The 13906-nt window shown below is 75.1% G+C and carries 15 protein-coding genes; 13 read left to right on the plus strand and 2 right to left on the minus strand.

Annotation, left to right across the window (positions count from 1 at the left end; all coding sequences use genetic code 11):
• Positions 1 to 4 precede the first annotated feature (4 nt).
• From Ae505Ps2_RS12510 to nudC, 9 genes are all read left to right on the plus strand, one after another.
• Positions 5 to 697 (plus strand): transketolase, encoded by a 693-nt coding sequence (locus Ae505Ps2_RS12510; protein ID WP_075554221.1) that lies wholly within the window; start codon positions 5 to 7, stop codon positions 695 to 697.
• Entirely contained in the window at positions 694 to 1635 is a 942-nt protein-coding gene (locus Ae505Ps2_RS12515) for a transketolase (RefSeq protein ID WP_083695597.1), read from the plus strand. Before Ae505Ps2_RS12510 ends, Ae505Ps2_RS12515 begins: the two co-directional genes overlap by 4 nt.
• A 10-nt stretch (positions 1636 to 1645) precedes the next feature.
• The gene (locus Ae505Ps2_RS12520) at positions 1646 to 2509 is read left to right on the plus strand and encodes an exodeoxyribonuclease III (RefSeq protein ID WP_075308095.1); all 864 of its coding nucleotides are present in this window, start codon (positions 1646 to 1648) and stop codon (positions 2507 to 2509) included.
• Positions 2510 to 2611: 102 nt separating this feature from the next.
• On the plus strand, positions 2612 to 3466 hold the full coding sequence (locus Ae505Ps2_RS12525) for a DUF4142 domain-containing protein (protein WP_158071452.1): 855 nt from the start codon (positions 2612 to 2614) through the stop codon (positions 3464 to 3466).
• The gene (locus Ae505Ps2_RS12530) at positions 3463 to 4224 is read left to right on the plus strand and encodes a class F sortase (RefSeq protein WP_075308090.1); all 762 of its coding nucleotides are present in this window, start codon (positions 3463 to 3465) and stop codon (positions 4222 to 4224) included. Before Ae505Ps2_RS12525 ends, Ae505Ps2_RS12530 begins: the two co-directional genes overlap by 4 nt.
• A 92-nt stretch (positions 4225 to 4316) precedes the next feature.
• Positions 4317 to 5594: an aldehyde dehydrogenase family protein gene (locus tag Ae505Ps2_RS12535; protein ID WP_083695600.1), complete on the plus strand. Its 1278-nt coding sequence runs from the start codon at positions 4317 to 4319 to the stop codon at positions 5592 to 5594.
• A gap of 39 nt (positions 5595 to 5633) precedes the next feature.
• Entirely contained in the window at positions 5634 to 6962 is a 1329-nt protein-coding gene (locus Ae505Ps2_RS12540) for a pitrilysin family protein (protein WP_084786259.1), read from the plus strand.
• Positions 6963 to 7011: 49 nt separating this feature from the next.
• Complete coding sequence (locus Ae505Ps2_RS12545) at positions 7012 to 8406, plus strand: pitrilysin family protein (protein WP_075308088.1); 1395 nt, start codon at positions 7012 to 7014, stop codon at positions 8404 to 8406.
• The gene (gene nudC / locus Ae505Ps2_RS12550) at positions 8403 to 9428 is read left to right on the plus strand and encodes an NAD(+) diphosphatase (RefSeq protein ID WP_075308086.1); all 1026 of its coding nucleotides are present in this window, start codon (positions 8403 to 8405) and stop codon (positions 9426 to 9428) included. Before Ae505Ps2_RS12545 ends, nudC begins: the two co-directional genes overlap by 4 nt.
• A gap of 86 nt (positions 9429 to 9514) precedes the next feature.
• Here the strand turns inward: nudC and Ae505Ps2_RS12555 are convergent, their stop codons facing one another.
• Positions 9515 to 9754 (minus strand): mycoredoxin, encoded by a 240-nt coding sequence (locus Ae505Ps2_RS12555; protein WP_020621757.1) that lies wholly within the window; start codon positions 9752 to 9754, stop codon positions 9515 to 9517.
• A 162-nt stretch (positions 9755 to 9916) separates the two neighbouring features.
• Here Ae505Ps2_RS12555 and Ae505Ps2_RS12560 point away from each other — a divergent pair, with 162 nt between their 5' ends.
• The 4 genes from Ae505Ps2_RS12560 to Ae505Ps2_RS12575 all read left to right on the plus strand — a co-directional run bounded on the left by Ae505Ps2_RS12560 (position 9917) and on the right by Ae505Ps2_RS12575 (position 13317).
• Positions 9917 to 12013 (plus strand): ATP-dependent DNA helicase UvrD2, encoded by a 2097-nt coding sequence (locus Ae505Ps2_RS12560; RefSeq protein ID WP_075312306.1) that lies wholly within the window; start codon positions 9917 to 9919, stop codon positions 12011 to 12013.
• A gap of 152 nt (positions 12014 to 12165) precedes the next feature.
• The gene (locus Ae505Ps2_RS12565) at positions 12166 to 12459 is read left to right on the plus strand and encodes a hypothetical protein (protein WP_020621759.1); all 294 of its coding nucleotides are present in this window, start codon (positions 12166 to 12168) and stop codon (positions 12457 to 12459) included.
• 193 nt (positions 12460 to 12652) lie between these two features.
• The gene (locus Ae505Ps2_RS12570; protein WP_020621760.1) at positions 12653 to 13003 is read left to right on the plus strand and encodes a WhiB family transcriptional regulator; all 351 of its coding nucleotides are present in this window, start codon (positions 12653 to 12655) and stop codon (positions 13001 to 13003) included.
• Between the two features lie 65 nt (positions 13004 to 13068).
• On the plus strand, positions 13069 to 13317 hold the full coding sequence (locus tag Ae505Ps2_RS12575; RefSeq protein ID WP_020621761.1) for a hypothetical protein: 249 nt from the start codon (positions 13069 to 13071) through the stop codon (positions 13315 to 13317).
• Positions 13318 to 13454: 137 nt separating this feature from the next.
• Here Ae505Ps2_RS12575 and Ae505Ps2_RS12580 read toward each other — a convergent pair whose 3' ends face one another.
• Positions 13455 to 13871: a VOC family protein gene (locus tag Ae505Ps2_RS12580; RefSeq protein WP_075308084.1), complete on the minus strand. Its 417-nt coding sequence runs from the start codon at positions 13869 to 13871 to the stop codon at positions 13455 to 13457.
• Positions 13872 to 13906 lie beyond the last annotated feature (35 nt).

The following is a 13906-nucleotide window of genomic DNA, read 5'->3' on the forward strand; positions in this document are numbered from 1 at the left end:
GACCATGCGATCACCGACCGGCTACACCGACCTCGCCGGGCTCATGACCCGGTTGACCGGCGACGAGAAGCACGAGGCCGCCGCGACCTCCACCCTCGACGTCCTCTGGGTCCTCTACGACCGCATCCTGCGCGTCGACCCGCAGCACCCGGACGACCCCGACCGCGACCGGCTCCTGATCTCCAAGGGGCACGGCCCGATGGCGCTCTACGCCGTCCTCGCCGCCCGCGGCTTCCTCGACCCCGCGACCTTCGACCGGTTCGCCGCGTTCGACTCGAACCTCGGCCACCACCCCGACCGCACCCTCGTGTCCGGCGTCGAGATCTCCTCCGGCTCGCTCGGGCACGGGCTCGGCCTGGCCGTCGGCACCGCGCTCGGGCTGCGGCTGGCCGGGCGCGACGCACGCACCGTCGTACTGCTCGGCGACGCCGAGTTCGACGAAGGGTCCAACGCCGAGGCCGTCCAGTACGCCGGCCGGGCCGGCCTCGCCGGGCTGACCGCGGTCGTCGTCGACAACAGCTCGGCCTCGCACGGCTGGCCCGGCGGGATCGCCGCGCGCTTCGCGGTCGAGGGGTGGGCGACCGTCGGCGCCGACGGCCGCGACCACGACGCGCTGGAGCGGGCGTTCCGCACCGACCACGCCGACCGGCCGCTCGCGGTCGTCGCCCACGTCGAGCCGAAGGGGAGCGTCCGATGACCGGCTTTGCTCTGCTCACCGATACGCAGCACGCCACCACCTCCGAGCCCGCGACCCCGCCTGACCTGCGGGAACGCTTCTACGGCCTGCTGCCGGAGCTGCTCGCGGCCGACCCGCGGGCCGTCGCGCTGCTGGCCGACATCGGCGCCGGCTACATCGACGCACCGGCCGCCGTCGCCGACCGGGTGATCAACCTCGGCATCCGCGAGCAGCTGCTGGTCTCCGCCGCCGGTGGGCTCGCGCTGGCCGGGATGCGCCCGGTCGTCCACACCTTCGCGCCGTTCCTCGTCGAACGGCCCTACGAGCAGCTCAAGCTCGACCTCGGCCACCAGGGCGTCGGTGCGGTGCTGGTGTCGGCCGGCGGGTCCTACGACATGGCGGGCGCGGGGGAGACCCACTTCGGCCCGCGCGACGTGCCGCTGCTCGACACCCTCGAAGGCTGGACCGTGCACGTGCCCGGGCACGCCGACGAGGCCGAGGCGCAGCTGCGCGCCGCCCTGCCCGGCGACGACCGGGTCTACCTCCGGCTGTCGGGCGCGTCTAACGCGCGGCCGTACGGCACCGGGCCGTCGATGACGGTGCTGCGCCGCGGGGGCCGGGGGACGGTCGTCGCCGTCGGGCCCCTGGCGGACCGGACGCTCGCCGCCGTCGAGGGGCTCGACGTGACCGTGCTCTACGCGCCCACGGTGCGCCCGTTCGACACGGCGACGGTGCGCGCCACCCTGTCCGAGCCGGACGTCGTGCTCGTCGAGCCCTACCTGGCCGGGACCTCGGTGCGGCCGGTGGCCGAGGTGCTGCGCGACGTGCGGCACCGGGTGCTCGGACTCGGGGTCGGCGCGGCCGAGCTGCGCCGCTACGGCAGCCCGGACGACCACGACGCCGCCCACGGCCTGGACGTCGCGGGTATCCGGCGATCGGTGACGCGCTTCCTCTCGTAGGGTCGGGGCCGTGCGTCTGGCCACCTGGAACGTGAACTCCGCGAAGTCCCGGCTGCCCCGGCTGCTGCCGTGGCTCGACGAACGGGAACCCGACGTCGTCTGCCTGCAGGAGACCAAGCTCTCCGACGACGACTTCGCCGCGAGCTTCGACGAGGCACTGGCCGAGCGCGGCTACGCGTGGGCGCACCACGGCCAGGGCCGGTGGAACGGTGTCGCCCTGCTGTCGCGGGTGGGGCTCGACGACGTCGTCCGCGGCCTGCCCGACGAGCCCGTCTTCACCGAGGGCGGGCTCGCCGAGCCGGACGCGCGCGCCGTCACCGCCACCTGCGGCGGACTGCGGGTCACCTCGGTGTACGTGCCGAACGGCCGCAGCCCGGAGGACCCGCACTACGCCTACAAGCTGCGCTGGCTCGCCGCGCTGCGCGAGCAGGTCGCGGCGGGCGACCCGGACTCGACGGTCGTCGCCGGGGACGTCAACATCGCCCCCACCGACGACGACGTCTGGGACCGGTCCCTGTTCGACGGCGCCACCCACGTCACCCCCGCCGAGCGGGCCGCGCTCGCCGCGCTGCTCGGGACCGGGCTGCGCGACGTCCTGCGCGAGCGCTGGCCCGACGAGCGGGTCTTCAGCTACTGGGACTACCGGGCCGGCCGCTTCCACCAGGACCAGGGGATGCGGATCGACCTCGTGCTGGCCGGATCGGGCCCGGCCGACCGGCGCGCCGCGGTGTGGGTGGACCGCAAGGCACGCAAGGGAAAGCTGCCCAGCGACCACGCCCCGGTCGTCCTGGACCTGGACGAGGCCCCCGACGGCGACGTCGGGCCGGTCGTCCCGCCGCCGTCGGCCCCGGCGCCGCTCAGCCGTCGGCGATAGCCACTCGCCGCCCGCCAGGTCCGCCGCGCGGTTGGAGCTGCGCCACATGGGGTAGGGCGATAGCCCATAAGGCCTAGCAGTGACTCCCGGGGGATGACTCGCATGACGCGTAGGACCATGACCAGCCCGCGCCGGATCAGCCGCACCGTCGGTGCCGCCGTCGCCGCGGCCGCGCTCGTCGCACTGACCGCCTGTGGTGGCGAGACTCCGCAGGTGCCGAACCTGCCGGACAACCTGCCGCAGGTCCCGGGCGTCGGTGACCCGCGCCAGGCGTTCGGCGACGCCCACCAGAAGGCCCTCGGGCTCGCCGCGCTCGGCGGCATCGGCCTGGAGCAGGGTGTCGGGAACACGGTCAAGGAGCTCGCGCCGCAGGTGCAGGGCGAGGGCCAGCAGCTCAACGACAAGCTGCGGGGGCTGGCGTCGGCGATCGGCGTCTCGCTGCCCGACCAGGTCTCCCCGGAGATCCAGGCCCAGGTCGACGACCTGAAGGCCCGCACCGGTGAGCAGTTCGACCAGGGCTGGCTGCAGGCCGCGCAGGCCCAGGTCGGAGCGCTCAGCGACCAGACCCAGCAGCTGCTGAACGTGCCCGGCCTGCCGCCGGAGCAGCTCGACCAGGCCCGGGCGCAGCTGACGAACCTGGGTGAGCTGAAGACCAAGCTGGACCAGGCCGCGGCCGAGGCCGGCGCCACGACCCCGGGCTCGGGCTCGGGCAATGCCGACGGGAACGGCTCCGGCGCCGACGGGAACGCCGCCGGAAACGGGACCGCGCCCGGCAACGGCTCCGGCAACGGGGCCGGCGACGGGCCTGCCTCCGGTTCCGGCTCGCCCGCCGTCGACGCCGGTACCGGCGGCCAGGCGGCGTCGGCCTCCGACGTCGCGCTGCCGGTCGCGCTCGGCGGCGCCGGGTTGCTGCTGCTCGTCGCCGGCGCCGTCCGGCTGCGTCGCGCCCGCGCGTGACCCGTCGGCGCCGGCGCCCGGCCGGGGGCGTCCGGGGAGCGGCCGCGCTGCTGCTCCTCGGCGTCGTCCTGCTGGGCTCCGGCGCCGGTCTCGCGCTCGGCGGTGACACCCGCCTGGAGGCGAGCGACCTCGGCGCGGTCCCCGCGGAACCCACCGCCGCGACGCGCGCGGTGCCGGTGGCCCGGGTACTGCCGGTCCTGGCGCCGCCCGACCCGGTCGCGGTCCCCGGGGCCCCGATCGCGCCGCGCGAGCCGTGGACCGTCTCGGCGGTCTTCCCGCGCCCCGCGGCCGAGCCCGGCGCCGCGGCGCCGCCGGTCGTCCCGGCCGTCCTGGAGCTCCCCGCGCGCGGCCTGGCCGCACCCGTCGACGCGGTCGGCACCGCCCCGGACGGCGGGATGGTCGTCCCCGAGCAGGTGCGCACGGTCGGCTGGTGGGCACCCGGCGTCCTGCCGGGCGGCACGACCGGGAGCGCCGTGATCGCCGGCCACGTCGACTCCCGCACCCAGGGCATCGGGTTCCTGTCGGTGCTGCCGCAGCTCGTCGTGGGCGAGCCGGTCGTCGTGCGTGGCGCCGACGGCCGCACCGCCGGCTACCGGGTCGTCGCGCGTCGCGAGTACGGCAAGCACGACCTGCCCCGCGAGGTGTTCCGCCGCGACGGCGACCCGCAGCTCGTCCTGATCACCTGCGGCGGGGTGTTCGACCCGGCCGCACGGAGCTACGAGTCGAACATCGTCGTCTACGCCGTCCCGGAGCCCTGATCCGTCGCCGGCCCTGCTGCGTCACGGTGAGCAGAGCGGCCACACCGGATACCCGGTCGGCCCCTCGCCGGCGACCGCCTACCCTGACCTGCGTGAGCAGCACCGTGACCGCCCCGCAGGAGACGACCGAGGCCCCGGAGTACGCCGCCGTCCGCGAGGCCGCGCAGCGCGCCCGGGCCGCCGCTCCGGCCGTCCGCGCGGCGGGCGAGGGCCGGATCGACGACGCCCTGCGCGCCGCCGCGTCGCTGATCCGGGACCGTGCGCACGAGCTGCTCGAGGTCAACGCCGCCGACGTCGCGGCGGCCGAGCGGAACGGCATGGCCGCGGGTCTGCTCGACCGGCTGCGCCTGGACCCCGAGCGGCTCGCCGGCATCGCCACCCAGCTCGAGGTGCTCGCCGCGACCCCCGAGCCGCCCACCGAGTGGCCGGTCCGCACGCTGGAGACCGGCGAGCGGGTGTTCGAGCGACGCATCCCGGTCGGCGTCATCGGCGCGGTGTTCGAGGCCCGACCGAACGTGACGGTGGACGTCGCCTCGCAGGTCCTCAAGGCCCGCAGCGCCGCCGTCCTGCGCACCGGGTCGGCCGCGCTCGGCAGCGCCACCGCACTCGTCGAGCAGGTGCTGCGCCCCGCACTGGCCGACGCGGGGCTCCCCGAGGCCGCCGTCCAGCTCGTCCCGCTGCCCGGCCACGCCGGCGCCGAGGCACTGGTCGGGCTGCCCGACCTGGTGCCGCTGGTCGTCGTCCGCGGGTCCGGGGACGTCACCCGCAAGCTGTCGGTGCTCGGTGCGACCGCGGGCACCCGGGTGCTCGCCCACGCCGACGGCGGCGGCGTGCTCTACCTCGACGCCAGCGCCACCGAGGCCGACGTCACCCGCCTGGTCACCGACTCGACCGACCGGCTCGGGGTCTGCAACCGGCTGAACCTGCTGCTCATCGACCGGCCCGTCTACGACACCCTGCTGCCGGTCGCGAAGGCCGCCCTCGACGCCCGCGGCGTCGCGCTGTCGCTGCCCCCGCACGACCACCCGCTCGGCCACGAGTGGGCCCTGGACTCCGGGGCGGAGGCGCACGTGACCGTCGCCGTCGTCGACGGGCCGGACGACGCCGCCGACACCGCCGCCCGGGAGACCTCCGGCCTGGCCGCGACGATCTGCGCCGCCGACGAGCAGGTCGCCCGGCGCTTCATCGACCGCTACACCGGCACCGGGGTGTTCTGGAACGCGCCGTCGCGGCTCCTCGACGGCTACAAGCTGCTCGGGCTGCCCGAGACCGGCATCAACGTCGACCACACCCCCGGCCCGCGCGGCCCGGTCACCTACCGCGACCTCGGGCTGCGCCAGTTCGTGATCCTGCCGCCCGAGCACGCCTGACCGGGCAGGTTGTCGGGGGTGGGGGATAGCCTCGCTCCCGTGTCCGTGATCGCCGACCAATCCGCTCTCGAGCTGCACCGGGCCACGCTGGCCAACGGGCTGCGCGTGCTCGTCGTCCCGGACCCGGCCACCCCGGTGGTCGAGGTCTCGGTGCACGTCGACGTGGGCTTCCGTTCCGAGCCGCAGGGCCGCACCGGCTTCGCGCACCTGTTCGAGCACCTGATGTTCCAGGGCAGCGAGAGCCTGGAGAAGCTGGAGCACTTCCGGCAGGTCCAGTCCGCGGGCGGGATCTTCAACGGCTCGACCCACCAGGACTACACCGACTACTTCCAGGTGCTGCCCGGCGCGGCGCTGGAACGGGCGCTGTTCCTGGAGGCCGACCGGCTGCGGGCCCCGAAGCTCACCGTCGAGAACCTGCGCAACCAGGTCGACGTCGTGAAGGAGGAGATCCGGCTCAACGTCCACAACCGCCCCTACGGCGGGTTCCCGTGGATCCTGCTGCCCCCGGTCCTCTACGACACCTTCCCGAACGCGCACAACGGCTACGGCGACTTCTCCGAGCTGGAGCAGGCGAGCCTGGACGACGCGGCCGCGTTCTTCGACACCTTCTACGCGCCGGGCAACGCCCTGGTCACCGTGCACGGCGACCTGTCCGAGCACGGTGTCGACGGCACCCTCGCCCTGGTCGAGCGGCACTTCGGGGACATCCCCGCCCGGCCGGTCCCGCAGCGGCCGTCGTTCGCCGAGCCCGCTCCCGGTGCCGAGCGCCGGCAGGCGGTGGCCGACGCGCACGCCCCGCTGCCCGCACTCGCGCTCGGCTACCGCGTCCCCGACCCGGCCGCCGAGCCCGACGCCTACCTCGCCCACGCCATGCTCGCCACCGTCCTGGCCGACGGCGAGGCCTCACGGCTGCAGCGCCGCCTCGTCCACACCGACGAGCTGGTCACCGACGTCTCCGCGTCGAACGGCCTGATGGGCGGCCCGTTCGACGCCCGCGACCCCGACACCTTCACGATCACCGCGGTGCATCCGGCCGAGGTGTCCGCGGACCGGGTCACCGCCGCCGTCGACCAGGAGCTGGACCGTCTCGCCGAGCAGGGTCCCGGCACCGAGGAACTGGAGCGCCAGACCGCCCGCTGGGTGGCCGCGCTGCACCGTGAGGACGACCGCGTGATGTTCCGGATGCTCGGGCTGGGCGCCCGGGAGCTGCTCTACGGCCGCGCCGAGCTCGCCGTCGAGCTCCCCGGCAGGCTGGCCGCCCTGACCGGGGCCGACGTCGCCGCCGCGGCCGCCCGGCTGCGGTCCTCCGGGCGGGCCGTCCTGCTGGTCGAGCCGGCCGCCGAACCGGCCGGGGACGGCGACGCGTGAGCGCCCCGACCCGTCCCGGCACCGTGAACCACACCGAAGGGGGCCCTGCGTGAGCGCCGCCCGCACCCACCGCAGCGCGGAGGAGATCGGCCGCACCGAGCGCGGCCCCCGCCCGCTGCCCGCGCTCGGCCGGACCAAGGAGGTGCCGCTGCCGGACGTGCTCACCGAGACCCTCCCGAACGGGCTGACCGTCCTGGCCGCCCACCGTCCGGGGGTCCCGCTGGTCGAGACCGTCCTGCGGATCCCGGCCGCCTCTCCGGAGCCGGTCGCCGACGCCGCCCGCACCGCGGGCACCGAGGTGCTCGCCGAGACCATCCTGACCGGCACCGCGGGCCGCGACCGGATCGGCATCGACGACGCACTGGCCTCGGTCGGCGGGGAGCTCGGTGTCGCCGTCGACCCGGAGTACCTGCAGGCGGGCGGCTCCGCGCTGGCCTCCGGGCTGCCGACGGTCCTCGACGTCCTCGCCGACGTCCTCACCGCCGCCACCCACTCCGACGCCGAGGTCGCCCGTGAGCGGTCCCGGCTGGCCGAGCGGATCGCGGTCGCCCGCGCGCAGCCGCGCACCGTCGCGCGCGAGGCGCTGATGCGCCGCCGCTTCGGCGACCACCCGATCGTCTCGGAGATGCCGACCGCCGAGGCCGTCGCCGCGGTGACCCCGGAACAGGTGCGGGAGCTGCACGCCGACGTCGTCGTCCCGGACGGCGCGAGCCTGGTCCTCGTCGGCGACATCGACCCCGAGGCCGCGATCGCGGAGGTCGCGCGCCGGCTGGGCGGGTGGACCGGCGACCACCCCGCGCGCCGGCTGTCCGCCCCGCCGGCGCCGCAGGCGGGTGACCTGGAGCTGGTCCACCGGCCCGGCTCCGTGCAGTCCCAGCTGCGGCTCACCGCGCCCGGCCTGGACCGCACCGACGAGCGCTACACCGCCTTCCAGCTCGCGAACCTCGTGTTCGGCGGCTACTTCTCCTCGCGCTGGATGGAGAACATCCGGGAGGACAAGGGCTACACCTACGGCGCGCACTCCGGCCAGGAGTTCGTGCCCGGCGGCGCGGTGCTCGGCCTCGACGCCGACGTCGCCTCCGACGTCACCGCCGCCGCCCTGCTCGAGACCCGCTACGAGCTCGGCCGCATGGTGGCGGTCCCGCCGGCCGAGCAGGAGGTCACCTCGGCCCGTCGCTACGCGATCGGCTCGCTGCTGATCTCGTTGGACAGCCAGTCCGCGCTGGCCGGCACCCTGTCCGCGCTGCACGCCGCGGGGCTCGACGTCGACTGGCTCCGGGACCGGCCGCGCCGGCTGGAGGAGGTGACCGTCGACGAGGTCGCCGAGGCCGCCACCGCGCTGTTCGCACCGACCCGGTTCACCGGGGTGATCGTCGGGGACGCCGACGTGATCGGGCCACCGCTCGCCGCGCTCGGCGGCGTGGTCCGCGGAGGCGGGCGATGAGCCGCGGGGACTTCTCCCTGACCGAGGAGCCGGTGCTGTCGCGCAACGCGCTGTCCCGCGACGAGAACCGGCGCCTCGACCCCGGCTACGTGCGCGACACCTGGGCGACGGCACGCGTCGTCGTCGTCGACGAGTCGGGCCGCACCCCGGTCGACTGGGAGGTCGAGCCGGGCCGCGAGTTCCGCGAGGTCGACGCCGCCGCCTGGGACGACGCGGCGGGCCGCGGCGGGCACGTCCGGACCCGCGCGGGCACCGACGTCGCCGTGGAGCCGCCGGCCGAGGCCGTGCTGCTCGGCGAACGCGACGGCGTCCCGTACTGGGCGGTGCGTGTCGGGACCGAACGCACCGCCGACAGCGACATCTTCACCGGCGAGGGGGAGTGGGCCGACCTGCGCGCCGCCGGCGCGTTCCTCGACCCGCTCGGATCGGGCCTGCTCACCGGTGCGGTCGCCACGCTGAACTGGCACGACCGCGCCCGGTTCTGCGCGATCGACGGCACCCGCACCCGCCCGCACAACGCGGGCTGGGCCCGGGTCTGCGACAACGGCCACGAGGAGTACCCGCGCACCGACCCGGCGATCATCTGCCTGGTGCACGACGGCGCGGACCGCGTCCTGCTCGCCCGTCAGCCGGTGTGGCCGGCCGGGCGCTACTCGGTGCTCGCCGGGTTCGTGGAGTCCGGCGAGTCGCTGGAGGCGTGCGTGCACCGCGAGATCTCCGAGGAGGTCGGCATCGCGGTGTCCGACGTGCGCTACCTCGGCAGCCAGGCGTGGCCGTTCCCGCGGTCGCTGATGGTCGGCTTCCACGCGATCGGGGACCCGGACGTCCCGCTGACCCCGCAGGACGACGAGATCGCCGACGCCCTGTGGATCACCCGGGACACGCTGCGGGCGGCGCTGGCCCGCGGCGACTGGGGCTCCCGGGACGAGCCCGACCCCGGCGACGGCCCGGTCGTCATGCTGCCGGGCAAGGTCTCGATCGCGCGCACCATGCTCGAGTCCTGGGCGGCCGCCGGGGGCTGACCCGCCGCAGACGAAGCGACGGCCCGCCCCCGGTGAGGTACCGGTGGCGGGCCGTCGCGCTCCGTGGTGGGAGATCAGGGGAGGTGTCAGACCCCGAGTCGGGTCTTCACCTCGGAGAAGCTGGGGTTCGTCGCGACCGACTCGTCCGGGAACACGACGGTCGGCACCGTGCGGTTGCCGCCGTTGGCCTTCTCGACGAACGACGCGGCGTCCGGCTCGCGCTCGATGTCGATCTCACGGTAGCCGATGCCGGCCTGGTCGAGCTGCAGCTTGAGTCGACGGCAGAAGCCGCACCAGCTGGTCGTGTACATCGTCAGGTCCGCCATGTCGGGTACAACCGGTCCGCTCCGCGGATTCTTCCCCGTCGGCTGTGACCTGCCCGGCACCCGGACGGGCGGGACGGGCGACCCGTGACCGTCGGGGGTGGGTGTCAGGATGGGTGGGTGCCGTCCCGATCCGCCGCCCGCCCCGCCCGTGCGACCCGCGCCGTGCCGGACCCGGCGGCCCCGGTCGGCGCGGACGGCCTGGACCCCGAGCAGCGGGCCGCGGTGTACGCACCGCGTGGCCCGGTGTGCGTCCTCGCGGGGGCGGGCACCGGCAAGACCCGCACGATCACCCGGCGGATCGCGCACCTGGTGACCTCGGGCCACGTCGCCGCCGGCCAGGTACTGGCCGTCACCTTCACCGCCCGGGCCGCGGGGGAGCTGCGCACCCGGCTGCGTGCCCTGGACGCGTCCGGGGTGCAGGCCCGGACGTTCCACGCCGCCGCGCTGCGTCAGCTGCGCTACTTCTGGCCGCAGATGGTCGGTGGCAGCCCGTGGCCACTGCTCGACGGCAAGCTGCGGCTCGTCGGCCAGGCCGCCGCCCGCGCCCGGGCCGGCACCGACTCCGACGCGCTGCGCGACCTCGCCTCCGAGATCGAGTGGGCGAAGTCCACGCTGGTCGCCCCGTCGGACTACGCGGCCGAGGCCGCCCGCCGCCGTCGCGACACGCCCGGCCCGGCCGAGCAGGTGGCCGCCGTCTACGCCGCGTACGAGGAGCTGAAGAACGCGAGCGAGCAGCTCGACTTCGACGACCTGCTCCTGCACACGGCGATCGCGCTGGAGGAGCACGGCGGCGTCGCCGAGGAGTTCCGGTCGCGCTACCGGTGCTTCGTCGTCGACGAGTACCAGGACGTGACCCCGCTGCAGCAGCGCCTGCTCGACGCCTGGCTCGGCGACCGCGACGACCTGACCGTCGTCGGCGACGCCAACCAGACGATCTACACCTTCGCCGGTGCCTCACCCCGCTACCTGCTGGAGTTCCCGCGCCGCTTCCCCGACGCCGCCGTCGTGCGCCTGCAGCGCGACTACCGCTCCACCCCGCAGATCGTCGGCTGCGCGAACCAGCTGATCGGCGCGGCCCGCAACCGGCCCGCCGGGTCCCGGCTGCAGCTCGTCGGGCAGCTCCCGCCGGGGCCCGACCCGGACTTCTCCGAGCACGAGGACGAGGCAGGGGAGGCCGCCGCCGTCGCGGGCCGGATCCTGACCCTGATCAACGATGGCACCGAGCCGTCGGAGATCGCGGTGCTCTTCCGGATCAACGCCCAGTCCGAGGCGTTCGAGCAGGCCCTGTCCGACGCCGGGGTGCCCTACCAGATCCGCGGCGGCGAGCGGTTCTTCAACCGGCCCGAGATCCGCCGGGCGATGCTCGCGTTACGCACCGCGGCGCCGGACCAGCGGCCGGGCACCGACCTCGTCGACGTCACCCGCGCGGTGCTGACCGCGCGCGCCGGGCTGACCGACGAGCCGCCGAAGGGTGCCACCCTGCGCGCGCAGTGGGAGTCGCTGCTGGCGCTGGTCGGCGTCGCCGAGGAGCTCGCCGCGGTCGAGCCGCAGGCCGACCTGCACCGGCTGTGCGTGGAGCTGGAGACCCGCGCCGACCACGCGCAGGCGCCGGTCGTCAACGGCGTCACGCTGGCGTCGCTGCACGCGGCGAAGGGCCTGGAGTGGGACGCGGTGTTCCTCGTCGGGCTCGCCGACGGCACCCTCCCCATCGGCCACGCGGGTGACGACGAGGCCGCCGTCGAGGAGGAACGCCGGCTGTTCTACGTCGGAGTCACCCGCGCCCGGCGGGTGCTGTCGATGTCGTGGTCGCTGTCCCGGGCCTCCGGTCGCGGACCGAAGCGACGCCGCTCGCGGTTCCTCTACGGACTGATCCCGGACTCGCATCCCGCGTCCCGGGTGGCCGGCGAGCGCCGCCCCGGGGGCGCCCGGCCCAAGTGCCGCGTCTGCGGGACGCCGCTGTTCGGCACCACCGCCACCAAGCTCCTCCGCTGCGACGACTGCCCGTCCGATGTGGACCTGGAGCTGCTGGACCGCCTGAAGCAGTGGCGGGCGGCGGAGGCGAAGGCGCAGGACGTGCCCGGTTTCGTCGTGCTCACCGACGCCACGCTCACCGCGATCGCAGAGCAGCGGCCGGCCGGCCCGTCGGCCCTGGTCGGCATCCCGGGGATCGGCGCCGCCAAGCTGGACCGCTACGGCGACGAGGTGCTCCGGGTGCTCGCCGAGCACGAGGCGGAGGGGGCGAGACCCCCTCTTCGGTAGGGATCTGCGTGAACTTCCGGCGAGACTTCGAATAATCGGTTGCCGTGCCGTGTGCAGCACTTCTAGTGTCGTCGGCACCAGGTGGAGCGCCACGCTCCCGACACAGACGCGTCGCGCGGGAGACCGCGGGCGGAACCGGAGGAGGTGACGAGATGGGCACGATCAACACGACCGACCTGATCGGCACCGCCCTGTCCGTTCCGGCCCCGGTGTGCGTCCCGGAGCAGACCGTCGTCGCGCACGACGTCGCTCACGCGGGCATCGCGGTCACCGCGGAGTCCGGCGTCCGTCGTCGTCAGCAGGGGGTGGCGCTGCTCGCGCCGTCGACGCCCCGTTCCACGGGTGAGGTGTACCCGCAGGGCGGCATGTCGGTCGCGGTCGCCGGCCCGATCTTCGATGACAAGTGCACAGCTGCGTTCGTTCCCGGGCGCCGAGGGGGTACCTGACCTCCTCAGCACCCAGCGAGTCCCATCGGGGCCGCGGAACCCACGCACACGGGTTCCGCGGCCCCGATTTTTTTGTCCCAGGTTCCGTCCCGAGAGATGACACACCCTGAGCAGACCGGTCCTGACCTGTAGCAGAGAAGTTCGATCGAGGAGGTCGATCGTGTACGTGCGATCCGTTCCGTGTGACGGCGGAATGATCACCGAGCAGTCCGGCGCCGGCGTTGGACCCGACCAGGTGCGGCTCCGGTCGGTGCCGAGCGGGCCGTCCGGCCGCGGCTCGGCCCTGCCCTGCCGCAACGGCGACGCCGACCTGTGGTTCGCCGAGGCCCCGGCCGAGCTGGAGGAGGCCAAGTCCCGCTGCGGCGGCTGCCCGCTCCGGCAGGCCTGCCTGGACGGCGCGCTGGAGCGTGCCGAGCCGTGGGGCGTGTGGGGAGGCGAGATCTTCGACCACGGTCGGGTGATCCCGCGCAAGCGCCCGAGGGGGCGTCCCCGCAAGGCCGACCTGGAGCGCGACCGGGCACTGGCCCTGGCCGCGAGCCGCTGACCACAGCACCACCGGCGCGACCCGCACCGCGGCACCGCCGAACCACCAGACCCGAGGAGACCGACATGAACGACCTGAAGCCGGCACCGGCCGTGCGACCGACGTCCCACACCGACCGTTCGTCCCACCTCGTGAACCAGGAGAACGTGATGACGCTCATCCAGGAAGCGTTGGCGAGATCCCATCAGCAGGAAGCGCAACGGGTGGCGGCCGAGCACCGGCTCGCGCGCCGGATCACCGCGGGCCGCGGCTGGTCCTGGATCGCGGCCTGGGCCGCCTCCCGAGCCGAGCGGGCGCGGCTGCGCGCCGGCTGATCTGCGGCCGACCCCTCGGTGCCCCGTCCGGACTTGCGTCCGGGCGGGGCACCGTCGTGTCCGGGACCTGCCGTGCCGCGGGTGGGAGGGTGCCTGCTCGTCGCTGTGCTCTGCTCACCGATACGCAGCACCGCAGCTCAGGGGGCCTGCGAGCCGGAGAAGGCGTCGGCGAACTCCGGCGACGGGGCGATCTCGGTGATCACGTCGACCAGCACCCCGTCCGGCCCGGCGACGATGAAGTGCCGCTGTCCGAAGGCCTCGTCCCGCACCGGGAGCAGGGCCTCCAGACCGCCGCGGACGACGAGGCGGTCCCATTCGGCGTCGACGTCGTCGACCTCCATGTTCACCAGCATCCCGCCGGCCGACCGGCCGCGGTACGCCGCCGGGATCGTCGGATGGTCCCGGTCGAGCAGGGCGAGCTCGAAGCGCCCGCGCCGGAGGCTGACGTACCAGTCGGCGTCGAAGACGCTCTCGAATCCCATCGGCCCGGTCCAGAACGCGCGGGCGGCCGGGAGGTCGGCCGTCGCGAGGACCGGGTAGCAGCTGTGGAGCACGGTGCACCCTCTTTGCGTACCGTCGGTATGTGAGC

Origin of the sequence: Pseudonocardia sp. Ae505_Ps2 (assembly GCF_001932425.1) — a bacterium.
Taxonomy (GTDB): Bacteria; Actinomycetota; Actinomycetes; order Mycobacteriales; family Pseudonocardiaceae; genus Pseudonocardia.

Coding starts and splice junctions, on each gene's coding strand:
- Ae505Ps2_RS12510 (WP_075554221.1), top strand. CDS start 5: ATGCGATCACCGACCGGCTACACCGACCTCGCCGGGCTCATGACCCGG.
- Ae505Ps2_RS12515 (WP_083695597.1), top strand. CDS start 694: ATGACCGGCTTTGCTCTGCTCACCGATACGCAGCACGCCACCACCTCC.
- Ae505Ps2_RS12525 (WP_158071452.1), top strand. CDS start 2,612: ATGACGCGTAGGACCATGACCAGCCCGCGCCGGATCAGCCGCACCGTC.
- nudC (WP_075308086.1), top strand. CDS start 8,403: ATGAGCCGCGGGGACTTCTCCCTGACCGAGGAGCCGGTGCTGTCGCGC.
- Ae505Ps2_RS12555 (WP_020621757.1), bottom strand. CDS start 9,754: ATGGCGGACCTGACGATGTACACGACCAGCTGGTGCGGCTTCTGCCGT.
- Ae505Ps2_RS12565 (WP_020621759.1), top strand. CDS start 12,166: ATGGGCACGATCAACACGACCGACCTGATCGGCACCGCCCTGTCCGTT.
- Ae505Ps2_RS12570 (WP_020621760.1), top strand. CDS start 12,653: ATGATCACCGAGCAGTCCGGCGCCGGCGTTGGACCCGACCAGGTGCGG.
- Ae505Ps2_RS12575 (WP_020621761.1), top strand. CDS start 13,069: ATGAACGACCTGAAGCCGGCACCGGCCGTGCGACCGACGTCCCACACC.